Annotated in this window: 20 protein-coding genes; 8 read left to right on the top strand and 12 right to left on the bottom strand. The window is 46.2% G+C overall.

Annotated features, from left to right (window positions below):
• Nucleotides 1-138: 138 nt before the first annotated feature.
• Entirely contained in the window at nucleotides 139-2,817 is a 2,679-nt protein-coding gene (locus tag VNM22_22650; GenBank protein ID HWP49972.1) for an FtsX-like permease family protein, read from the top strand.
• On the top strand, nucleotides 2,810-4,096 hold the full coding sequence (locus VNM22_22645; protein HWP49971.1) for a lipocalin-like domain-containing protein: 1,287 nt from the start codon (nucleotides 2,810-2,812) through the stop codon (nucleotides 4,094-4,096). Before VNM22_22650 ends, VNM22_22645 begins: the two co-directional genes overlap by 8 nt.
• A 129-nt stretch (nucleotides 4,097-4,225) precedes the next feature.
• On the opposite strand, the gene VNM22_22640 is transcribed toward VNM22_22645, so the two are convergent.
• The 5 genes from VNM22_22640 to VNM22_22620 all read right to left on the bottom strand — a co-directional run bounded on the left by VNM22_22640 (nucleotide 4,226) and on the right by VNM22_22620 (nucleotide 9,335).
• Nucleotides 4,226-4,852, bottom strand: coding sequence for a peroxiredoxin (locus VNM22_22640; GenBank protein ID HWP49970.1), 627 nt, complete (start codon nucleotides 4,850-4,852; stop codon nucleotides 4,226-4,228).
• 146 nt (nucleotides 4,853-4,998) lie between these two features.
• Nucleotides 4,999-5,928 carry a Ppx/GppA phosphatase family protein gene (locus tag VNM22_22635; GenBank protein HWP49969.1) on the bottom strand — a complete coding sequence of 310 codons (930 nt, stop codon included), beginning with the start codon at nucleotides 5,926-5,928 and terminating at the stop codon, nucleotides 4,999-5,001.
• Between the two features lie 44 nt (nucleotides 5,929-5,972).
• Nucleotides 5,973-6,926, bottom strand: a complete 954-nt coding sequence (locus VNM22_22630; GenBank protein HWP49968.1) for an ornithine cyclodeaminase family protein — start codon at nucleotides 6,924-6,926, stop codon at nucleotides 5,973-5,975.
• A gap of 373 nt (nucleotides 6,927-7,299) precedes the next feature.
• A complete protein-coding gene (locus VNM22_22625) occupies nucleotides 7,300-8,331 on the bottom strand; it encodes a zinc-binding dehydrogenase (protein ID HWP49967.1) in 1,032 nt (343 codons plus the stop codon).
• A gap of 38 nt (nucleotides 8,332-8,369) precedes the next feature.
• Nucleotides 8,370-9,335, bottom strand: a complete 966-nt coding sequence (locus VNM22_22620; GenBank protein ID HWP49966.1) for an MBL fold metallo-hydrolase — start codon at nucleotides 9,333-9,335, stop codon at nucleotides 8,370-8,372.
• Between the two features lie 193 nt (nucleotides 9,336-9,528).
• On the opposite strand from VNM22_22620, the gene VNM22_22615 reads away from it, so the two are divergent.
• Nucleotides 9,529-10,236 (top strand): chlorite dismutase family protein, encoded by a 708-nt coding sequence (locus VNM22_22615; GenBank protein ID HWP49965.1) that lies wholly within the window; start codon nucleotides 9,529-9,531, stop codon nucleotides 10,234-10,236.
• Nucleotides 10,237-10,295: 59 nt separating this feature from the next.
• Here the strand turns inward: VNM22_22615 and VNM22_22610 are convergent, their stop codons facing one another.
• The 4 genes from VNM22_22610 to VNM22_22595 form a co-directional block, all read right to left on the bottom strand.
• Entirely contained in the window at nucleotides 10,296-11,636 is a 1,341-nt protein-coding gene (locus tag VNM22_22610; GenBank protein HWP49964.1) for an extracellular solute-binding protein, read from the bottom strand.
• Nucleotides 11,637-11,807: 171 nt separating this feature from the next.
• Nucleotides 11,808-12,923 carry an enolase C-terminal domain-like protein gene (locus VNM22_22605; GenBank protein HWP49963.1) on the bottom strand — a complete coding sequence of 372 codons (1,116 nt, stop codon included), beginning with the start codon at nucleotides 12,921-12,923 and terminating at the stop codon, nucleotides 11,808-11,810.
• 87 nt (nucleotides 12,924-13,010) lie between these two features.
• A complete protein-coding gene (locus VNM22_22600; protein ID HWP49962.1) occupies nucleotides 13,011-13,859 on the bottom strand; it encodes a carbohydrate ABC transporter permease in 849 nt (282 codons plus the stop codon).
• 57 nt (nucleotides 13,860-13,916) lie between these two features.
• Nucleotides 13,917-14,909, bottom strand: coding sequence for a sugar ABC transporter permease (locus VNM22_22595; protein HWP49961.1), 993 nt, complete (start codon nucleotides 14,907-14,909; stop codon nucleotides 13,917-13,919).
• Between the two features lie 103 nt (nucleotides 14,910-15,012).
• Here VNM22_22595 and VNM22_22590 point away from each other — a divergent pair, with 103 nt between their 5' ends.
• The 4 genes from VNM22_22590 to VNM22_22575 all read left to right on the top strand — a co-directional run bounded on the left by VNM22_22590 (nucleotide 15,013) and on the right by VNM22_22575 (nucleotide 18,374).
• Complete coding sequence (locus VNM22_22590; protein ID HWP49960.1) at nucleotides 15,013-15,510, top strand: hypothetical protein; 498 nt, start codon at nucleotides 15,013-15,015, stop codon at nucleotides 15,508-15,510.
• Between the two features lie 65 nt (nucleotides 15,511-15,575).
• Nucleotides 15,576-16,094, top strand: coding sequence for a hypothetical protein (locus tag VNM22_22585; GenBank protein HWP49959.1), 519 nt, complete (start codon nucleotides 15,576-15,578; stop codon nucleotides 16,092-16,094).
• A 54-nt stretch (nucleotides 16,095-16,148) separates the two neighbouring features.
• Nucleotides 16,149-17,588 carry an IMP dehydrogenase gene (gene guaB / locus VNM22_22580; GenBank protein HWP49958.1) on the top strand — a complete coding sequence of 480 codons (1,440 nt, stop codon included), beginning with the start codon at nucleotides 16,149-16,151 and terminating at the stop codon, nucleotides 17,586-17,588.
• Nucleotides 17,589-17,891: 303 nt separating this feature from the next.
• Nucleotides 17,892-18,374, top strand: a complete 483-nt coding sequence (locus VNM22_22575) for a phosphoribosyltransferase family protein (protein ID HWP49957.1) — start codon at nucleotides 17,892-17,894, stop codon at nucleotides 18,372-18,374.
• Nucleotides 18,375-18,482: 108 nt separating this feature from the next.
• Here the strand turns inward: VNM22_22575 and VNM22_22570 are convergent, their stop codons facing one another.
• The 3 genes from VNM22_22570 to VNM22_22560 all read right to left on the bottom strand — a co-directional run bounded on the left by VNM22_22570 (nucleotide 18,483) and on the right by VNM22_22560 (nucleotide 20,858).
• Nucleotides 18,483-19,076 carry a nucleotidyltransferase family protein gene (locus VNM22_22570; GenBank protein HWP49956.1) on the bottom strand — a complete coding sequence of 198 codons (594 nt, stop codon included), beginning with the start codon at nucleotides 19,074-19,076 and terminating at the stop codon, nucleotides 18,483-18,485.
• Between the two features lie 74 nt (nucleotides 19,077-19,150).
• Complete coding sequence (locus tag VNM22_22565; GenBank protein HWP49955.1) at nucleotides 19,151-19,930, bottom strand: SDR family NAD(P)-dependent oxidoreductase; 780 nt, start codon at nucleotides 19,928-19,930, stop codon at nucleotides 19,151-19,153.
• A 232-nt stretch (nucleotides 19,931-20,162) separates the two neighbouring features.
• Nucleotides 20,163-20,858: an ABC transporter ATP-binding protein gene (locus VNM22_22560; GenBank protein HWP49954.1), complete on the bottom strand. Its 696-nt coding sequence runs from the start codon at nucleotides 20,856-20,858 to the stop codon at nucleotides 20,163-20,165.
• 237 nt (nucleotides 20,859-21,095) lie between these two features.
• Between VNM22_22560 and VNM22_22555 the strand changes: the two genes are divergently transcribed.
• Nucleotides 21,096-21,488, top strand: coding sequence for a thioesterase family protein (locus VNM22_22555; GenBank protein HWP49953.1), 393 nt, complete (start codon nucleotides 21,096-21,098; stop codon nucleotides 21,486-21,488).
• The last annotated feature ends 14 nt before the right edge of the window (nucleotides 21,489-21,502 follow it).

Here is a 21,502-nt window from a genome sequence, read left to right as displayed (position 1 = left end):
TAAGCTACTCATTGGAAACCAATATAATCGTGAAAGGAAAGAGTGTCAATGAGCCCGGTAGGGACACGGCGTGCCGGGTCTCCACGAACAACAAATCGGTTGCACGCGTTTGAACTTCGTGCTACCCTATTATGAAGTATGATCTCTCAAGGATTAAGGCTCTGCAAGCATTTAGTTTTTCGTCCCATTTTCCAAGAAAAAATCAAAATGCTCCTCACGGTGATCGGAGTTGCTTTGGGAGTAGCTGTTTTTCTGGCCATCCGGTTGGCCAATGTAAGTATCTTAGAATCCTTCAAAACTTCTCTGGAAGCTATTTCAGGCAGAGCAACTTTACAGATTTCTGCCGGGGAGGCAGGGTTCGACGAAATGATATTGCCGATAGTTCGAGAGGTAGAAGGAATCCGGCAGATGAGCCCGGTTGTTCAAACCACGACTTTACTGGCCGGATCCCAGGGAGAGGTTTTGCTGGTTTTAGGAGTCGATGTGTTGGGAGATTCTACCGTTCGAGAGTATAAATTTTCCAGGCAGACCCAGACCACCGATCCCACCCGAGATTTCCTGGAACTTTTATGGGATCCCCAGGCCATTATACTAACCCGGAAATTTGCCGAAGAACACGGATTTTCGGTGGGTTCTTCCATTAAACTGGCGGCGAACGAGAAGGTGTTAACGTTTAAAGTAAAAAGACTGTTGGAACAGGAAGGTACGGCTAAAGCTCAGAGTGGGAACATAGCCATTATGGATATTGCTGCCGCTCAAGTTGCTTTTAACAAAGTTGGGAAGTTAGATCGAATCGATTTAATTGTCGACGATGCCCAGATCCCGAAGGTTATCGCCCGGTTGAAGGCTATGTTACCTCCCCACCTCAGAGTGGAACGACCCCAGTCTCGAAACCTGCAAGTTCAGAAATTGCTTCATTCCTTTCAGATCAATTTAACGGTTCTGAGTGCCATTGCCCTCCTGGTGGGAATGTTTCTGATTTATAACACCCTGGCCATCTCGGTTGTTCGACGAAGAAAAGAGATCGGGACCTTGCGGGCATTGGGAGTGACCCGGGGTCAGATCCGGCTTTTCTTTTTGCTGGAAGCGAGTCTCATCGGTTTTCTGGGTTCCGTACTGGGATTGTTTTTAGCTCTTTTACTGGCCCGAGGAGCTTTAAAAGCCATGACCCTCACGGTTTCTTCCCTTTATGTACCGGTTCAGACCGATTCGATAATCTGGACCCCTGAACTTATTGTAGAAGGATTTCTGCTGGGAATTTTAGTATCAGTTCTATCGGCCCTGATCCCTGTTTTTGAAGCTTCTCGGATATCTCCCCGGGAAGCTTTTCAAGAAGGGGCTTATCCTTTAAAACAACCCCAAAATTATCTGAAGATCTCCCTGTCAGGAGGAGTTTTACTTGGCCTGGCTTATCTGGCAGCCATCCAGAAATTCCCTCTGAATGACTCCACCGGGGTCATCGGCCAGGTTCCTATCTACGGGTATGCCTCTGCACTTCTCTTAATATTAGGAGTTGCTTTTCTTACCCCGGCTTTCATCGTTTTCTTTAATTGGCTAACGAATCCTCTGATAAGCCGACTCCTCAAAACAGAGGGGAAGCTGGCCGGTAACTATCTGGTTCAAACCTTAGGTCGTACCACCCTGGCCGTCGCTGCACTTATGACTGCACTGGCCATGGTAGTCGGGGTAACCATCATGGTCAGCAGCTTTCGAAAAACGGTCGAGATCTGGGTCAATGAAACGATAACCGGAGATCTGATCGTGGCTCCCATCACCCGATTTACCCAGGGAGCTGAAGCCAGAGTTCCGGAAGAAATGGTCGAAGAACTCAAGGAAGTGGAAGGGGTTGCAGCGGTGGATTCCTTCCGAACTTTGAAAATCAATTATCTAAAACAAGCAAAGGATAGCCAATCTCAAACCTCTTTCCTAAACTCAGAATCTGGAACGGATAATGAACTCCAGACCCTGGGACCGGTTACTCTGGGGGCCGGGGATTTCCGGGTTTTTAAAGAGTATGGAAACATGTTATTCTTAAAGGGTGAGAAGCACAAAATTTTAGAACAGGCCCTTGAAAAGGGAGAAGCCCTGGTTTCTGAAAGTTTCTCTGTCAAGTACGGCCTGAATGTGGGCGATACGTTAACCTTGAATAGCCCTTCGGGAGAACTTCAAGTTCCCATAGCCGGGGTTTTCTACAGTTATTCCACCGAACACGGCATGATTGTTCTGGACCGACAGCTCTTCAAGAAATACTGGAAGGATCCCTTTGTGAACAGCCTGATTGTTTATCTCAAACCCGATACCGACCTTCAAAAAGTCCGGGAAGCTATCCTGAATCGCTTCGGAAAAACCCATAATATCACGGTAATAACCAATCGAACCCTGCGGGAGACCGTCCTGGATATTTTCGATCAGACCTTTGCCATTACTTCGGGATTAGAGCTAATCGCAATTATTGTGGCCGTTTTAGGAATTGCTAACGCCCTTTTAGCTTCGATTTTAGAGCGCAGGCGGGAAATCGGAATCCTCCGATCTGTGGGAGCTACCGGAACCCAAATCATGAAGATAATTCTTTATGAAGCCGGGCTTATGGGAATCATCAGTCAACTCCTGGGTTTGATTACAGGTATTTTCCTGTCTTTTATCCTCATTTATGTCATTAACAAACAATCCTTCGGTTGGACCATTCAGTTTTTCTTTCCGTTTATACTCATTCCAAAGTCGCTGTTGATCGTTTTGATCACCTCGATCCTGGCCGGATATTTTCCAGCTAAGCAGGCAGTTCAACTAAGGGTTGTAGAAACAATGCGTTATGAATAAGCAACAAGAATCCAGGATTGAAGTTATATCGATTCCTGCCCTTGACTCCTCTCCTGGGGCTTTAAGGGAAAGGAAACGAAGAGATTATAACCTTTTATCTTCTTCCCTGTTTTACAGCGTAGGAGAGGAGCCGGAGGGTCATGGGGAACAGAAGCGGGCAAAGAACCGGTCTGGTTTTCTGGCTTTTATCTTTTGTTTTTTAATGCTTCCCGTTTTTATTGAGGCGAGCGAGACTCCTCCTTCCTACTTATTTAAACAGGCTTTACCCGGCTATGTTTACTCTTTTCCCAAAGACTATGGATCCCACAACGATTTTAAAACCGAGTGGTGGTATTATACCGGGCACCTGACCACCGAAAAAGGGGATGAATACGGTTATCAGGTTACTTTTTTTAGGGTCGGGTCAGAGAATGCGCAGATGCAGGAAAGTCCTTCCCGATGGGCTGCGAAACATCTTTACTTTGCCCATTTTGCCATCTCGGATATCTCACGTCGGCAATTTTTCTTTACAGAGAAACTGAATCGAGCAGCTCTGGGAAAGGCCGGGGCCGAGGAGGGAAAATACCTGGTCTGGAATGAAGACTGGAAGGTCAGAGAAGAGGAAAACGGTAGCCATCATCTCCAGGCCTCCCAGGATAAGTTTGCCATCGATTTAATTTTAACACCTCTTAAAGGTCCCGTCATTCATGGAGAAAATGGTATCAGCCAGAAAGCAGAAGGGGTCGGACATGCTTCCCATTATATTTCCTTCACCCGATTAAAAACAGAAGGAACCCTCTTTGTAGAGCATCAACCGATGAAAGTAACCGGAATTAGCTGGATGGACCATGAATTTGGGAGTAATCAGCTCCAGGATTACCAGATAGGATGGGATTGGTTCAGTATTCAGTTGGATAATCAAACGGAACTCATGTTCTATCATCTGCGTCAAAGGAATGGAAATCCGGACCCTTATTCCAGCGGTACTTTAGTTTTTTCAGACGGAACCTGGCAACACCTAAAGTTAGAAGAGATTCAGATCGAAGTTCTTAAATTCTGGCAAAGCCCTTTCAGTGGAGGCAATTATCCCATCCAATGGCGAGTTCGCATTCCAGGATACAGAATAGCACTGGAACTAGTTCCCGCTTTTGAGAACCAGGAACTTCGCCCGGGAAAAACAGGAGTTATTTACTGGGAAGGGAGTGTCAACGTAACAGGTTCTTATGGAAATCAGAAAGTAACCGGGAAAGGATATGTAGAAATGACGGGTTATGCTGGTAAATTTGATCAAAAAATTTAAGGAATTCTCAAAGGGATCTGGGGGATGCGGAGACTGGAAGATGCAGAGAAATGTCTCCGTGTCTCCGCGTCCCAAGGTGTCTATATCCCGAAACACCAGGTTTCGGTGTTTCTGCCTCTCTGTGTTCCATTAAATTCTCTTCAAGCTAAAGTACCAGTCTTTGGCTTCAACGCTTTGGTCTTGCAATCGCTTTTCGGCCAGCTCAGTAGTTTGAGGAGCCGGAACAATGACAGGATCACCCGGTTGCCAATTTGCAGGAGTAGCAACCCCGTACTTATCTACCGCCTGCAAGGAGTCAATGACCCGTAAAATCTCGTCCATGTTACGTCCGGTTGTTAAGGGATAATAAATCATCGCCCGTAAAATCTGATTGGGATCAATGAAGAATACACATCGGACCGTCGCCGTAACACTGGTGGGTTCATGGACCATACCGTAGAGCTTCGCTACTTTTTGATCCAGATCCGCGATAACAGGGAATGGAATTTTTACACCCATTTTTTCTTCGATATTTCGGGTCCAGGCAATATGGGAATAGATGCTATCTACGCTATTACCGATCAGCACGACCCCACGTTTTTTGAATTCATCATATCTCTTGGCGAATTCAATAAATTCCGTGGTGCAGACCGGTGTGAAATCGGCAGGATGTGAAAAGAGAAGAACCCACTGTCCTTTATAATTGGACAATTTGATGGGACCATGGGTACTGATCGCTTCAAAATCTGGAACGGGGGCTCCTAACTGCAAAGACATTTGTTATCCCTCCTAATTTAAGGATTCCATGTAATCTAGTCAAAAACCCATTCTGATTAGATTACATAGATCGAAGGCAAATCCTGACTAATTAGTTAGGTATTACTAATTTATACCCCATTAAATCCAATTTCAAATGAAAAATTTCAAATTTTGCTCTCTAATAAACCATGCCGGATTCCCCAATCGCTTACGATAACTTCTTCCAACCCGGTTTCCTCCAAAACGACTTTGAGAATTAACCCTCCGGCTACAATAACATCGGCCCGCCCGGGATCCAAACCGGGGAGTTTTTTTCTTTCTACCAGGGTCATTTTTTTCATCTTATCCAGGAGTTGATTCAATCGTCCTCGGGTCAAACGGAAGCCGTGGATGAGGGAGGGGTCATAGTGAACCATTTCAAGATCCATAGCGGCCAGGGTGGTGACGGTTCCAGCAACACCTATCAGGCAAGAAAGGTTTTTTTTGTGGGGATTAAGGACGGGCCGGATTTTATCCTGTAAATAACTGTAGAGATTCTGAAATTCCCTTTCCCCGATGGGATCGCTGTGGAGGAACATTTCCGTAGCCCGGACACTCCCGATATTTAAACTAACCATCTGCTCCAGGTGCTCCCGATCTCCGAAGATAAACTCGGTACTGCCCCCTCCTATGTCCAGCATGAGGGTTTTTCCGGTCAACTTTGGAAAGGCCAGCACACAGGCCCTGTAAGTCAGCCAGGCTTCCCTCTCCCCGGAGATAACTTCAATGGATAAATCCAGTTCACTTTTTACCCGGTTCAGAAAAACTTCTCTGTTTTCTGCATCGCGCAAGGCGCTGGTACCGACAGCTCTAATCTCCGAGACTTTATAACTTCTGGCGAGATCCACATATTTCTTTAAGACTTCAAAAGTCCGCTCCATAGCTTCAGGTTTGAGAATTTTATCCTTTCCAAATCCTTCTCCCAGGCGGGTAATGCGGGCTTCATCGTGCAAAGGGGTTATTTTCCCCTGCGGATCCACCTCAGCAATAAGCAGAAGGACCGAATTGGTCCCAACGTCGATACTGGCCAGTTTCGTCATGGATCTGTGGGTCATTGTCTGCTGCTGGCTAGAGGAAACAATAGACAACGGACAATGGATTAGATAGGCAATTCCATTCCAACACCTTTGGCCTTTGCCAGCTCATAGAGCTTGACTGCAACGGCAACATCTTCAATGGCCAGGCCATTGGATTTGAATAGGGTGATTTCTTCAGGAGTCCGACGACCCGGCATATATCCGGCCACGATGTCTCCCAATTCGCGAACCTGGCCCCAGTGGAGAATTCCCTTTTCTATGGGGATAATCAGATCTCCAGATTCTATCATACCATCTTCCTTAGAATCGACCACGATGAAATCGCTTCGCCGGATGGTCTCATCATCTACTTCACGTCGGATGGCCGAATTAGAGCCTGCCACATTAAGATGAACGCCCGGCTCCAGCCATTCTCCCTTAAAAACCGGTTCTCGCGCTGATGTGATGGTGATGATAATATCAGATCCCCGGACGACTTCTTCTGGAGAATCTACCGGTTGTACGTTGACTTTAAGCCGGGAAGCCATTTCCTGAGAGAAGGTACGACGGGTCTCAGGAGTACGACTGTAAACTTTAACCGTTTGAATCTTTCGGACGGCGCAAACTGCCAGGAGTTGTGTCTGGGCCTGCCATCCTGCCCCGAATATACCTACCGTACGAGCTTCTGGACGGGCCATATATTTTGTGGCAATCCCGGTCGCAGCACCGGTTCGCATCTGACCCAGGCGATTAGCTTCCATGATGGCCAACAGCTCTCCCGTATCGGAGTGGTAGAGGAAAAATAAAAACCTGGCTCCTCCCCGAAAGGTGGTATAAGCTTTAAACCCCAGGGATTTAAAAACCGGTGTAGCTGCCGGCATAATGTGAAGAACCCCCTCAGGGAGGCGAACTCGAAATCGAGGTCGATTGATAGCGGTACCGAGACCCTGTTGTCGGAATACCTCTTCCACAATAGGCAGTGTGTCTTCCATGGTTAAAAGCTGGTGAATATCTGTTTCTCGGAGAAATAAGACCATTGTGATGAGAATAAGGAGACCGGAGAAACTAGAATACTTATTCTAAGTCCTACGGGCCATAAATACCTCGTCATTTGTGGTGTGACATGCCAAAGTTAAATTTGAATAATTGTTCTGCCCTCACCCCCACCCCTTCCCTCCCCATGGACGGGGAGGGAGAAGAGGGAGGGGTTCGGGGGCAAAGGTGCAAGGATAAGCTAAAAAGCCCCTGACGGGGCTATCCACAGGTTGCCTCGCTGGGGCTAACCTTCTTATTCTGGCACTTTTGCCCTTACCCCCCTCTCCCAAAGCCTCGGGAGAGGGGGTTGGGGGTGAGGGCAAAGAAACTCCATAAAAAATGGGAGAGTGCTTCTGGCTTTCGTCTCCTGCCGTGTTATGATACCGTTAACACAATCTTTCCAAACTGAGCCTGCTCTTCCAACCTTTGGAGCGCTTTTGCAGCTTCTGCAAGGGGATAGACCTGATCGATGATGGGTTTGAGTCGACCGGTATCAAAGGCACGCAAGAGTTCATTAAACTCCCGTTGATTTCCCATGGTCGAACCGAGTATGGAGAGTTGTTTCCAGAAAATCCGAAGGAGATCCTCTTTGGGGTTGGGTCCGGAAGTTGCCCCGCAGGTTACCAACCGTCCTCCCTTTGCCAGGCTCAAGATACACTTCTGCCAGGTATCGGCACCTACACTATCCACAACAACATCCACACCCCTTTTCCCGGTCAGTTTGGCAATTTCGGCTGCAAAATCCTGCTCCCGATGATTGATCCCTACATCAGCTCCCAGACTCAGGGCTTTTTGCAACTTTTCCTGGCTACCCGAAGTTACGATCACCTTAGCTCCGGCATATTTGGCGATTTGCATAGCGGCCATCGCTACCCCACCCCCAATTCCAATAATTAACACCGTTTCTCCAGGTTTCAAAGCAGCTCGGGTAATCAGCATTCGCCAGGCCGTTAAAAACACCAGTGGGAAAGCGGCAGCTTCCTCGAAGGATAAGCCCTCCGGGATGGGGTATACACTTTCTTCTGGAACCTTAACAAACTCGGCCCAGGCCCCATCCACATGTTCTCCCATGATCTGAAAATACGGGCAGAGGCTTTGTTCTCCTGCAACACAAAACTCACAACGCCCGCACCATCGTCCCGGATTAACAGTTACCCTATCCCCCACCTTGACCCGCCGAACTTCTGAACCTACTTCGGCCACTATGCCGGAGCAATCGGATCCCAGAATATGGGGAAGAGGGATTTTAATCCCAGGAATTCCGTTGCGAACAAAAATATCCAGGTGATTCAGAGAAGAAGCCTTTACCTGAATTAAAACCTCTTTGGGAGATATTTTGGGTTTATCTACCTCTTCATATTTGAGCTTATCAAGACCTCCATGCTCATGGATGACAATGGCTTTCAACGAAACACCTCCTTTTGCTCCTCACCACCTCCTGCTTCTTATTCCGTAGCTGCAAATTCTTTTCGGGCCTCTTCCAACGAGGACTCAATTTCCTGATATCGTCGGGATATGTGGAAGAGAATCAATTTTTTGACCTGAGCTTCCCGGGCCAGGATTCCGGCTTCCCGGGCCGTAAGGTGATGAGAGATTTTGGCTTTGTCTCGATCCTTTTCTAAAAAGCAAGACTCACAATAAAACAAATCGGCTTCTCTAACCAACTGGGTAATCTTCTTTCGAGTGATTTCATCAAAAATCGTATCCGTTACATAAGCGATTTTTCGTCCCTTTTTAAATTCTAAGAGCTGCTCCTTCAGAATCTGGACCGGGTACCACTTTCCCTGAACCCGGATCATCTCATCCAGTCTCAGAGGATTTCGGGCCCGCTCTTTTAATTCTTTGAGCCATGGACCCGGTGAAAAGCCTAGACTGGCCAGGCGTTCCTTGTTCACATTATAGGAATCTTTCTCGGTAAAGGCATATCCAAACGAAGGAATCATATGATCCAGGGCAGTATACTCCACTTTAAAATCTTCGGTCTCTACTAAAACGGAAGAGGCTTCCCCCTCGGAAATATCTTCTTCTTGAAATCCCCGATGGCTATAATAGGAAGCGGATATTCGCTTCCCATTCCGGATTTCTACCACAGTGATCTTTAACTTTAAATCGTGGCAGATATTCCAGGTATACCCGTTTAACTTCCCCCGGACATTCTGAAGGATCCCGGGAGGTCCGTATACGACAAGGGATTTAGGCTCATCCAGACTCATCCTCAAGATGATATCAAACCCGATGAAGTGATCCACATGGGTATGGGATACAAAAATAAAAGCAATTTTTTTGATCTGAGCTACGGTAAAATTATTAAATCCACAATCGAACAGCAGCCCCATCTTTTTATCCACCAGATCCACGTACAGAGAGGGATCTCCTTGCTTACCTCCACCCAGAGATGATGTAATAATCATGATACCGCCGAGTCTTAAGAAGTAAAAAAAGATTGAAATATCCTTTATAGTTCTGTAAACTGATGTACAACAAGGGAGTAAAAGCTGTAAGTAAAATATCTCCAGAAGCTTTCAAAGTCAATTAACAATTAACCATGAACAATTGTTCATTGTTTATTGTTCATTGTTCATTGTTATTCATTGTTATTTAAGTATGCCTGAAGTGAAACGGCAATTTGTTAATTTTGCTTTTTATAAAGTGGATCCAATCTGGAGACGACTTTCTCAGTCGGAACGAGAGCTCGGTAAAAAGGAATTCATCTCCGTAGTCGAAGAATTTGCTTCGAAGGACTCCCCTTCGAAGGTTATGACCTACAGTTATACCACGGTGGGGATTCGACCTGAAACCGACTTTTTGCTATGGCGGATTTCTTATTCCCTGGAGTCTTTTCAAGAGATGAGCACCAGTTTGCTATCCACAGGCCTTGGGAAGTATTTAGATACTCCCTATTCCTTTCTGGCCATGACCAAACGTTCGATCTATGTGGATAAGATTAGCCCGGAGCATGGAGAAAGTCGGTTACAAATCATCCCGGCCCAGTCCAAATTCTTGTTTGTCTATCCCTTCGTAAAGAAGCGGGAGTGGTATCTGATGACCAAACCGGCCCGACAGGGAATTATGGACGAACACATTGAGATTGGGAGCCGTTATACCTCTGTAAAGTTGAATACCACTTACTCTTTCGGCCTCGACGATCAAGAATTTGTAGTTGCCTTTGAAACCGACAAACCGGAGGATTTCCTTGATTTGGTCATGGAACTGCGGGAAACCGAAGGGAGCCGATACACCGTACGGGATACCCCGACGATTACTTGTATTCGGAAGAGTTTACAAGAAACGTTGGATAGTCTGGGAGGCTAAGCAAGGGGATGAGGAAAAATCAAGATCCTCTGGACTAAAAACAGCCGACCGGGATCTTTTTAAGATCCTCCTCCTTTTTCCTTATTCCATCTTGCTGCGGCCTCTTCCAGGGCCTGGGGGATCGGTTTACGTCGGGTGATGACTTCCTGGGCGGCTCCGGCTATGGTATCAAAAAGAATCTCTACTTTTTCCGGAAAAATGAAGGGTCGAGAAGTTTTTTGAACATACTCCACCCAGGCTAGCATTTCTGCGGCTTCAGGGGTTTTAAACCAGGGGTCTTGATAGGAGGATTTACGGGTCGGCATCTCCTGAGCTACTTTACCGATCAGGGCTTGTTGTTCTGGACTGATAGAATGTTCGATGAATAACCAGGCCTCCTCCCGATTCTTACAATCTTTACCCATCATGAGGACCTGTCCGGTGGTCAATGCCGGACAAGGTTTATCCGGCTCAGGGGAAGGAATGGGCGTGGTAGCCAGGTTCATGCCGACCCCCTGACCGGCCCGGGCCGTGGAAACCCGATGGCTTCCTTCCGTAATCATGGCCGTTGCGCCGGATTTGATCATCTGCAAGCTGGTATCGGAATCCACAGAGATGACACTGAGGGGCATGGCTTTGTAAGTATGAACTAAATCGTAAAGGAATTGAAAAATCCGAGCTCCTGCTTCGTTATTAAAATTAGCCTTCCCCTGATCATCCAGAATATTAATTCCCTGGGCCCAGAGATTACTGATCATAAACTGACCGAGCTGAACCCCCTTGTCCCTGGATCTCTCCATGGCCATGGTAAAGCCGGTCCGACGACCTGTGGTAACGGCTTGAGCTGCCCGGGCCAATTCCTCCCAGCTTCGAGGAGTCCCAAATCCGGCTTCTCCCAGCCAATCCTTTCGGTACCAGAGAAGTCGAACCCTCAGATCCCGGAAAAAAGCCATCCTGCGTCCCTCGAAGCTAACCTGCTCCAGGGGATAAATAAAATCTTGTTGCTGTTCCGGACTCCATCCTTGAAGATATTCATCTAAAGGAAGAATCGTTTTAGCGGCCACTTGCTGGGCCAGATAAAGGTTAAACATGCTGATTACATCGGGTGTTTTACCAGCCTGGGCCGCCTGAATCAACTGGAGTCCGGTGGTTTGCCAGGGAACAATTTCTACCGAAACCTTGATATGGGGATATTTTGCTTCGAAACTCTCAAGGATCTGATTCTGAGCTTGAGAGCGGGGATTCGGATCCTTTGGATTTAAGAAAGTCCAGTACCGAAGGGTTACGGATTTTTTATCCTGAGCCCGGGCTCTCCGCAGGGTGGGAAATCCACCGGTAGCCAGGAGTCCCGTAGCAGCCCCTATCTGTCCGGCTTTCTGGAGAAAGGTACGACGCGATAATAAGCGGTGTTCGCTTTTCATCTGAGTGTATCTGTTGCCCGTTGTTCGCGGGACGGCATTTAGAATTGTCCCTGTTCGCCCTTATTCCAACGCCGTGGAAGGCGGGCCTTCAATTCCATAAATAACTTCCTTCAGCATCAAACGAGACGTTTGACCTACTACAAGGAACAACGGACAATAGACAAAGAACTACTAGATCTTCCTGGTATATTTAGCTAATTTCTCTTCATCCAGTTCCATTCCAATTCCAATCCCCTGGGGGACAAAGGCATGGCCATCCCGAACGACCAGGGGATTTTTGACGATATCATCGGCAAGCCACCCGGCAGGACCTATATGAAAATCTCCTCCTAAAGTAGCATTCCATGTCGCTGCATAGAAATGGGCAGCGGTAGCCGATCCTATACTGGTACTCGGCTGATTTCCCGGATAAATGGGGAGGTTGGCAGCCTGAGCCAGGGCGGCAATTCTCTGAGCATAATAAATCCCCCCGTGTTTGGCCAGTTTCATTCCAAAGATGGAAGCGGCCCTTTTCATAATCAGGTCCAGAGCAGATTGAAGGGAGTGGAGGCTTTCATCGGGCATAATCGGAATACCTAAAAGCTCAATAAGTCGAGCCATCCCATCCAGATCCCATATAGCCAGAGGCTGTTCCACCAGCTCCAAATTAAAGGGAATTAACCCGGTGAGGAGTTTCAAAGCCTGGGTAAAACTGAGGGCACCGTTGGCATCGACACGAATCCCGATGTCGGGTCCTACAGCCTCTCGAATCGCTGCGATGTTTTGTAAATCCATCTCGGGCGCTAAAGCCCCTATCTTTAATTTTAACAACTTAAAACCTCGATCCACAGCCCAGAGGGCCTCTTCTACCATCTCCTTTTTATCTTTAATCCCAATGGTCCATACCACCGGTATCTTCTCACGATAGCAGCCACCCAGGAGTTGATAGAGAGGAAGCCCCAAGGCTTTTGCCATGAGATCATACAGCGCATTGATTACGGCCGCTTTAGCATAGGGATTACCCCAAACAGCCTTCTCCAGGTCTCGAACCATCCGTTCGATGTCAAAGGGACTTCGTCCTAAAAGGAGTGGTGTAAATCGCTCTCGAATCAAAGGAACTATGGTTACCTGGGATTCTCCGCATCCCTGAAACCCGTAAATCGGCTCAGTCTCACCAATTCCAGTTAAATCCCCCGCCCTTAGCCGGACAATCACATTATCTTGAAATTCTAAAAGCATGGTGGAAAGCTTCATAGGAACCCGGTTGGGTATCCGAATGGGAATTACTTCTACCTGATCTATTTTCATATTCCTGTCCGCTGTCCTTTGCTTGTTGATTTCTATCCTCCCTTTGAATCTGTCAACTCCACGCAACTTCTAACAAACAACGGACAACTAACCCTTTACAGATCCCGATGATAGTCCTTTAATGAAACTGCGCTGGAGGAATATAAACAAAAGGATAATGGGAAGCAAAGCTATACAGACGGCTGCCATTAATTTACCCCATTCAATGCCATAGGCTCCGATGTAGTAATAAAGTCCTACAGGAATCAGACGTTTATCATCAGAGGTTGTTAAAGTAGCAGCCAGAATAAACTCATTCCAGACATTTACAAAGACAATAACTGCTGCTGCGGCCAATCCGGGTCGGGTTAGAGGCCAGATGATTCGATAAAATGCTCCGGGCCTGGAACATCCATCTATGAGGGCAGCTTCTTCCAATTCCCTGGGAATAGTTTCAAAGAACCCTCGCATCAGCCATAAAACCGCCGGAATTTGCCAGGCCGTATAAACCAGAATCAAAACCCAGTAAGTATCCAGCAATCCTACCTGAGTGGCCAGCATATAAAGAGGAATTAAGACCACAATGCCCGGAATCATAACTGTCAGGAGAATAATAAACAACAGGGTATTTTTTCCCTTAAAGGAAAAACGTGCAGCCGCGTATCCCCCATGGGAAGAGAGGGTCAGACTCAAGAGAATGGTCATGAAAACTACCCACAGGCTGTTCAAGAAGTAGCGGGGCATATTGGAGTTATAAAGGATGTGGAGGTAATTTTCAAGGGTTATCGGATGGGGCAGCCACTGAGGAGGATAGAGAAAAATAGTAGCTTCTTGTTTAAGAGAAGTTAAAATGGCCCACACAATGGGAAAAATAGCAAACAGAGAGGTACCTATAAGAATCCCATAAACAACCATCGATTCAAGATATTTTGAAAATTTACCGGGTCGCCGAGACATCCCTATACACGACTGAATGGTGAGTTAAAACTCACCACCCAGTACTCAGTACTTTCTTTAACCCACAGCTTCAGTCCTCAAAATCTTTATATATAGAAGACTAAAAAGTATATTGAATAATAAAATATAAATAGCTATGGCGGAGCCGTAGCCGATATGATAAAAATTAAAAGCCTCTCGATATACTCGAAGGGAGATAACCTCCGTGGCCCCCAGGGGTCCTCCACCGGTTAAAACCAGGGGAAGGGTAACCATATTGAAGTAGTACAGGCTCAGCATAATAATTGCAATTAAAAGCGTATTCTGGATGAGGGGGAGGGTAATTCGCCAGAATCGGGTCCAGGCCGAGGCCCCGTCTACCTTTGCAGCTTCCAGGAGTTCCTCTGGAATGGTTTGGAGTGCGGCCAGAGTTAATAACATGGGATAAGGAAAAGACCGCCAGACATTAACGAGGATCAGGGTAGGCATGGCCGTTAGGGGTTGGCTGAGAAAATCCACGGGAAAACCAAACCAAAGTTGAATAAAGTAATTAACAGGCCCATAGTTTGGGTTAATCAACCAACTCCAGAGAAGTGCACTGATAAGTTGGGCTACAACCCAGGGGAGAACGATGAGAGTCCGGAAAAGGGTTCTAAATCGCAGATTACGGTGGAGAAGCGTGGCCAGTAGAACTCCAAAAGGCACGGCCAATATCAGAGAACCAAACACATAAATCAGGGAGTTCAGAATATTTTGACGACCTGCGGGTTCCTGAAGGTAATTCCAATAGTGATGAAAACCTATAAACTCCGTTTTTTGAAGGTAAGACGTTTCATAGAAACTTATACTTATCGCGTGCAGGATCGGAAGAAAGGTGATCAGGAGAACAAAAATAACGGCTGGGGAGAGAAAAGCCAGAGGTAAACTATTTTTTTTTAACTTCGTAGAAAACTTATCCCTTAATCCTTTGGAAGAGAAAACGTGCTTCTTCAGGAAAGTTAAGGCACCGGGATAGGTTTTTATGGATGAATTCTCCGGGTTTTCTTTGACTTCGGGAACCATCTGTCGCATAGGTTTAAACCGTTCAGAAAGGGTTGTTTAAAACGAACCTATGAGTTATTCTACTTTAGGTATCTCAGTTTGGTAGGGATGTCAAGAGAAATAGGAGAACAAAATGTGGCGAAGAAAGATCTTCATGATGTTTCTTGTACTTTTAGTCGGCTGTACAGCAACTCCTTTAAGATCGGATATCAGTAAATATAGGTTACGAACCATTGGCATCTATGGAAGTTTAGAGCGGCACAAAGGTTATCCCAAAGAAATTTTGAGATTTATAAATTTTAGTCTGGAAGAGAGGATCTCTCAATTTCTCATGGAAGAGAAAGGGTATCGGACCCTTCTGTGGCCTCCCCCTTCTCATCCCCCGACTGAAAGCCTGGCTTTGACCACGGCCGGTAATCAGGGAGCCGACAGTCTTTTGGTTTTAAAAAGTTCCCTTATCTCTTCGACTCCCTCTGAGTTAAAATTAGAAACCAGGTTCCGATTGCTCACCCTACCCGATCAAAGAATTATTTACAGGGGAAGTTTTAAAACCATCATTGATCCCGCTTCGAATAAGGTCGATTATGCTTCTGTAGCAGAAGGTTTGAAGGATTTTCCGGGGAGAGAGTGATCATCCATAAAAAGCCATTGACGGGGTACCCCATCTAGGGGTAAATAAAGGAAAGGAGATATTTTATGCCTATAAAGGAAACACCTCCCGACTTTGGATATTTCGGCCCTATTTTTCTGCCCTTAATAATTCTGATTATTGTTCCTGTAGGTATTTATTTCCTTTACCTTCGGGTAACTCAATCCAGGCGAATGTTTGTAATGCTCTGTATGCTTTTCCTGATGGTTTCTCTTCTAAAGGGTTATCTGAAAACTTCTTATCTTGTTCCAAAACCCGAGATTCCTTTAAGGAAAGCTTATGACTACTTATTCTTTGATAAAAAGTGGCCTAGAGAATATGAGATGAAGCGAAGAGTCTACATACAGTCTGTAGCATTACACCCGAAGGTATATTATGTACATGACTTTATCCTCAGCCCATTGTGGTATGCCCTACTCCTAAGTTTAATTCCTTTTGGCATTTTCACCTTTTTCGGGAATTTCATACTGGGATTCAAAAAAATACTCTATAACCGTAAAGTGTCGCTGGATCCCATATCTCTCAACGACCGGCAAGATTTAACTTCCCATGAACCTTCCGGGTAGGCAAGGTAAAGTTAAGGAATTACCTTGTAGGTAATACTTAAAGGAGTTTTTAGTATGAATCCGAGAATAAAACTAAAAAAGGGATATACCTTTGATGATGTTTTAATAGAACCCAAGAGATCTTCCATCATTTCCCGAAAGGATGTCAATGTATCCAGCTATCTTTCTCGTCACATCAAATTAAACATCCCCATTGTAGCAGCGAACATGGATACGGTAACCGAAGCGACCATGGCGATTACCATGGCCCGGTTGGGGGCCATGGGGATCATCCATCGTTTTATGAGTATTGAAGAGGAGGCTGAGCAGGTTCGGCGGGTCAAGAGGGCAGAGAGTTTCATCGTCAACAATCCTTGTGCCCTGGAGCAGCACCATACCTTGAAGGAAGCCAAAGCGGTCATGAAAGAGTATGGAATTACCAGTGTTATGGTTGTGGATAAGCAAGGGAAACTGGTGGGTATTCTGACTTTCCGGGATATTCGATTTGAGGAAAATCTGGAGGAGCCCATTTCAGAACTCATGACCCCGAAGGAGAAGCTGATTACCGCATCTCCTAACATTACCCTTCAAGAGGCCAAGGAGATCTTTCGAAAACACAAGGTTGAAAAACTGCCCCTGGTAGATTCCGAGGGTTTCTTGAAAGGGCTTATCACAGCCAAGGATATTCTCAAAACGAGTCAGTATCCCTCGGCTATGAAGGATAAACAGGGAAGGTTATTAGCGGGAGCAGCCGTTGGGGCCACGGGAGATTATAAAGAAAGGGCCCAGGCTCTGGTCGAGGCCGGAGTGGATGTTTTGGTTATCGACATTGCCCATGGACATCTCGATTTGTGCATCGAAGCGGTTCAAACCCTCAAAAAAACGGTTCAAGATAAAGTGGATATCATTGCAGGCAATGTAGCTACAAAGGAAGGGACACGAGACCTTATTGAGGCAGGAGCCGATGCTGTGAAAGTAGGAGTTGGGCCTGGAGCTGCCTGTGATACCCGGCAGGTGGCCGGAGCAGGAGTCCCCCAACTCTCTGCTATTTGGGAGTGTGCTGAAGTCGCTCGAGAACGGAATGTTCCCATCATTGCCGATGGGGGAATTAAGGATTCGGGAGATATTGTAAAGGCTTTAGCCGCCGGGGCCAGTTCGGTTATGATCGGGAGATTGTTTGCGGGAACCGATGAAAGTCCGGGTCAAAGTATTATCCGAAAAGGCCGTCGCTACAAGCTTTATCGCGGAATGGCTTCCCTGACCGCCGCTTCCGATAGATCAATTCGAGAAGGTTCTTTACGAACTGAAAATTTAATCAGTATCGTTCCCGAAGGGGTCGAAACAGAAATTCCCTATCAAGGGAGTGTGGTGGATATTCTTTTCCAATTAGAAGGAGGCCTGCGTTCCGGGATGAGTTATTGCGGGGCAAAAACCATTCCAGAACTGCAAGAAAACATAACCTTTATCCTCATAACCGATGCCGGACGGAGAGAAAGCCTCCCACACGAAATTTAAGGACGGCAGGCAGAGTATAATGCGTTCCGGGGTAAGTTTTTGACCTGACCCCTTCCCGAGGTAAGAAGAGAGAATCGGGGTATACATGCCAGGATAAGGATTGAAAGCTTCAGACTCCCATTTGAAAGCTATGAACCTTTGCAAGAGGTAGGAAGATTGCCTATGTCTCAACTTTCCCCTTCCCTACCGGGGAAGGGAAGTCGAAAGGGTTAAATTACAAACCCTGCCCTTAAAAGAGAGGACGGGGGGATAGGGGGGAGTAAAAGGATCGGACAAGGCCCATCAACCACCATCCATTAAAAAATGATCTTCGTAGACTTCAAAAAATATCATGATGATATCTTTCGGCTTTGTAAGATGATCGTGGAAAGTGGAGAATCCTTTGATTTCGTCATAGGAATTGCCCGTGGAGGTCTGCCGCCCAGTTTTTTTATCTCTAAAGCTTTAAAAGCCCCCATCGCTTTGATGATCAGCAAGCGGTACCCCGACGAATCCAAAGGTCAGGCTCCCATTCTCCAAAAACCGATTTTTAGCAAACATTTGGCCAGCCTGGATAAAATCCAGGGACAGGGAATTTTGGTCGATGATCTGGTAGATGGCGGAGAAACTTTAATCTATGGTATGGAATATCTTCAGAAGGAATATCCTGGAATTCAATTAAAAACCGCGGTTTTATATAAAAAAACCCACTCTCGGATTACTCCGGATTTTTACGTTGAAGAACTCCCTCCCGAATGGATTACCTTTTTTTATGATGAAGAAAAGTTCTGGAACAAAGGACCATGAAAAAGGGGAAGTAGGAAGGTATGGGAGTGTGGGGGTATGGGAGTATAGCGTATAAAAAATAAACTCCCATACTCCCACACTCCCATATCCCCACACTCCCACACACTTTCATCTCTCATCTTTTATCCTGATATAATCCTCGGGGGTATCCATATCCTGGATAATAGCCGGAACCGTTACAGAAATTTCCAGTATATCTTCGGGATGAGATCGAACTATGTGGTTAAGTCCAAGAGGATTAGCAGGATCGGTCTTTAAAATTTCCTCCCGATATTTCCCATCCAGGAGAACAGGATGGCCCCGCCTCCCTTCGTATTTGGGGATAATAATTCCGTGGGTTCCCTGCCGATAAGCTTCGATGAGTTGGTCAATCACAGAGGAAGGAATATGGGGTTGATCCCCCAGCATGACCAGGATAGCCTGGTTCGACTCCGATAAAACCTGAAGGCCACACTGGATGGAAGAGAGCATCCCCCGGCGGTAATTTTCATTCACGACAATGGTCACGGGTAAATGCTGAATTTTTTCCAAAATTCGCTTCCATTCATAACCCAAGACGACCAAAATTTTATCCACTTGAGAGTTTAGGAGATTGTCAATACTCTGTTCGATCACGGTCTTTTCCCTAAAAGGAAGAAGTTGCTTTAACTCTCCCATTCTTCGGGATTCACCGGCTGCGAGCAAAATAGCAGAAATCAACACGGGGAGATGGTGAGCTGTGGGAAGTGGGCGGCAGGGAATGACCAGTCATCCGCCGCCCATTGTCCCAGGTCTTTTCAATACATAATGATCCCGGCACATACGTTAATATCCTGGCCGGTTATATTTTTTGCTTTATCGGAGGCCAGATAGACAACCATACTGGCAATATCTTCTGCATTCACAAACCGATTTAAAGGAGATAAAGCTTTAAAAGTGGCGGCCATTTCTTCATAGGACTTTCCCAGGGCTTTTCCCATGGTTGTCATCACATTATCTAAACGCTCCCCCGCCGTAGCCCCGGGACAAATCAGATTGACGGTAATGTTAAACGGGCCGAGTTCTACTGCCAGGGTTCGATTAAATCCGATCAAACCCATTTTGGAAGTGGTATAAGGGGTACGATTTTGAAGCGGGCGCTTGCTACTAATAGAGCCGATATGGATGATCCGTCCGCTTTTCTTGGCTTTCAGAGTGGGGATGACATATTTACAACAAAGGAAGGGGCCACGAAGATTGACTGCCATGGTTTCTTCCCACTCTTCTAAAGTCACATCTTCACATCTGGCGGTCGGCCCAGCTATCCCGGAGTTATTAACCAGAATATCAATGGTTCCGAAGGTTTCCAGAGTTTTCTGGACCATGTTCTTAACCTCTGCTTCCTTGGACACATCGGTTCGGATTTTCAAGCTGGTTCCTCCGTTAGATTTAATGATCTGAGCTGTTTCTTCCAATTTGGCTTCATTGCGGGAAGCCAAAACTACCGAGGCGCCTTCCTTTGCCAGGGCAATGGAAATGGCCCGCCCAATGCCTTGACTGGCTCCTGTTACAATCGCCACTTTATCTCTTAACTCCATGAATCCCTCCTTTTGGTAGGTGCAAAGTCACGACTCCAGGTTTGAGGATATTTATTCGTTCGACCTGGAGACGCTTCACGTCACCGGGTACTTGATGAGAGTCCAATTCTCTTTAAGTAAGAGAAAAACTATCTCCTTGTCAAGGAATTATACCCAAATCTGAGGGGGTATCCTTAATCTATTGGAAGACCTTTTAATCCCTCAAGTTATAAGAGAAATCCTTCCTATGACTTCAAAAAGGCTCGAAGCTGGATAACGAAGGAGAATTTAGAACCCTCCCATCCCTCAAGTTAATAACCCGGTCCGCATATCGCGTAGCTTCTAAACTATGGGTTGCAAGAAGCACCGTATACTCCGACTCCTCGGAAAAGGACTTTAACAATTTAAGGATATCTGAGCCGGTTTTGGAATCTAAATTCCCGGTCGGTTCGTCGGCCAAAATAATCTCAGGATTATGAATTAAAGCCCTGGCAATGGCTACCCGCTGCATTTCACCCCCGGAGAGTTCATGGATGGCATGGGTCATACGATGGGATAAACCGACCCGGCTAAGCAGAACTTCTGCCCTCCGACTGGCTTCTTTTGGAGAAACTCCCTGGAGCAAAAGGGGGAGTTCGGTGTTTTCCTGGACATTTAAGGTGGGAAGCAGGTTAAAAAACTGAAAAACAATCCCGATCTTTTCCCGGCGTAGGAGAGACAACTGACGATCGGACAGTTTTCCCAGAGATAGATTATCAATGAAAACTTCACCCGACGTGGGTACATCCAACCCACCTACCAGATTCAGAAGGGTACTTTTCCCACATCCGCTTGGACCCATGAAAGCTACAAACTCCCCCTTACCCATTTCGAGCGTTACCTGCTGAAGGGCCACCACCTGTTGAGAGCCACGATTATAAATCTTTGTAACCTCCTGAAGTCGAATCACGCAATTTGCAAACCTCCTTCTGGGATTATAACCTCCCGGGCAAGCTGTGTCAATGCCAGGCCACCAATTTGTATCTGTAGCCATCTAATACGTAAGGCCAAACACCTCCCGTTCTTTGATCTGCCAAACGGATACAGACACCCTCAATTTTACTTGACGCCACATGAAATTTTATTAGCATAAAAATAAATGGGTAAAAAAAACGTTAAAATTTCATCTTACAGAAAAGGAGAGTCTATGGCCATTGAAAAAGGTTTGAAGGGTTCTGTTGAGAAAGTGGTTGGAGAAACAGATAGTGCGGATTATTTCGGAAATAAGGGTTTTCACCTTTATGGAACTCCTGCATTAGTGGGGCTTCTGGAGTATGCTTGCGGTAAAGCCATTGAACCTCATCTTCCCCCAGGGTCTGGAACTGTAGGGACCATTGTAAATATCAAACATTTAGCCCCAACCCCCCTGGGAATGAAAGTTCGTGCAGAAGCTGAGTTAAAAGAAGTCGATGGACGGAGACTGGTTTTCCACGTGGAAGCCTTTGATGAAAAAGAAAAAATAGCCGAAGGGGAACACGAGCGCTACCTGGTAGATTTGGATCGATTTTTCACGAGAGTCGACAATAAAAAGAAGAGTTAACCTGTCAAGGGAGA

The organism is Candidatus Limnocylindrales bacterium (genome assembly GCA_035559535.1).
In the GTDB taxonomy this organism is placed as follows: Bacteria; Moduliflexota; Moduliflexia; order Moduliflexales; family JAUQPW01; genus JAUQPW01.
This window is presented reverse-complemented; position numbering and strand designations above follow the sequence as displayed.

Coding starts and splice junctions, on each gene's coding strand:
- VNM22_22650 (HWP49972.1), top strand. CDS start 139: ATGATCTCTCAAGGATTAAGGCTCTGCAAGCATTTAGTTTTTCGTCCC.
- VNM22_22645 (HWP49971.1), top strand. CDS start 2,810: ATGAATAAGCAACAAGAATCCAGGATTGAAGTTATATCGATTCCTGCC.
- VNM22_22640 (HWP49970.1), bottom strand. CDS start 4,852: ATGTCTTTGCAGTTAGGAGCCCCCGTTCCAGATTTTGAAGCGATCAGT.
- VNM22_22635 (HWP49969.1), bottom strand. CDS start 5,928: ATGACCCACAGATCCATGACGAAACTGGCCAGTATCGACGTTGGGACC.
- VNM22_22630 (HWP49968.1), bottom strand. CDS start 6,926: ATGGTCTTATTTCTCCGAGAAACAGATATTCACCAGCTTTTAACCATG.
- VNM22_22620 (HWP49966.1), bottom strand. CDS start 9,335: ATGATTATTACATCATCTCTGGGTGGAGGTAAGCAAGGAGATCCCTCT.
- VNM22_22615 (HWP49965.1), top strand. CDS start 9,529: ATGCCTGAAGTGAAACGGCAATTTGTTAATTTTGCTTTTTATAAAGTG.
- VNM22_22610 (HWP49964.1), bottom strand. CDS start 11,636: ATGAAAAGCGAACACCGCTTATTATCGCGTCGTACCTTTCTCCAGAAA.
- VNM22_22605 (HWP49963.1), bottom strand. CDS start 12,923: ATGAAAATAGATCAGGTAGAAGTAATTCCCATTCGGATACCCAACCGG.
- VNM22_22600 (HWP49962.1), bottom strand. CDS start 13,859: ATGTCTCGGCGACCCGGTAAATTTTCAAAATATCTTGAATCGATGGTT.
- VNM22_22595 (HWP49961.1), bottom strand. CDS start 14,909: ATGCGACAGATGGTTCCCGAAGTCAAAGAAAACCCGGAGAATTCATCC.
- VNM22_22590 (HWP49960.1), top strand. CDS start 15,013: ATGTGGCGAAGAAAGATCTTCATGATGTTTCTTGTACTTTTAGTCGGC.
- VNM22_22585 (HWP49959.1), top strand. CDS start 15,576: ATGCCTATAAAGGAAACACCTCCCGACTTTGGATATTTCGGCCCTATT.
- guaB (HWP49958.1), top strand. CDS start 16,149: ATGAATCCGAGAATAAAACTAAAAAAGGGATATACCTTTGATGATGTT.
- VNM22_22575 (HWP49957.1), top strand. CDS start 17,892: ATGATCTTCGTAGACTTCAAAAAATATCATGATGATATCTTTCGGCTT.
- VNM22_22565 (HWP49955.1), bottom strand. CDS start 19,930: ATGGAGTTAAGAGATAAAGTGGCGATTGTAACAGGAGCCAGTCAAGGC.
- VNM22_22555 (HWP49953.1), top strand. CDS start 21,096: ATGGCCATTGAAAAAGGTTTGAAGGGTTCTGTTGAGAAAGTGGTTGGA.